The sequence below is a fragment of the Halioglobus sp. HI00S01 genome (assembly GCF_001635445.1).
In the GTDB taxonomy this organism is placed as follows: Bacteria; Pseudomonadota; Gammaproteobacteria; order Pseudomonadales; family Halieaceae; genus Halioglobus; species Halioglobus japonicus.
Map to the genome: position 1 here is coordinate 1 of NZ_LWEE01000114.1, position 220 is coordinate 220.

General features: G+C 60.9%; 1 protein-coding gene. It reads left to right on the forward strand.

The annotated features are described in order from the left end of the window. Nucleotides 1-220, forward strand: a 220-nt coding sequence (locus A3709_RS23775; RefSeq protein WP_369795153.1) for a patatin-like phospholipase family protein, incomplete at both ends; no start/stop codon positions are given.

The window sequence follows — 220 nt, forward strand, 5'->3', positions numbered from 1 at the left end:
GCTGGCGCCGGTCGAACACGATGGGCGACTGCTGGTGGACGGTGGCCTCGCTATGAATATCCCGGTGGAAGTAGGCCGCCAGATAGGTGGCGAACGGCTTATCGTGGTCGACATTGGCACGCCGCTACGCACCCGCGAAGAGATTACCAGCATACTCGGCGTGACCGACCAGATGCTGAATTTCCTCACGCGCAAGAACTCGCTGGAACAGCTGTCGACC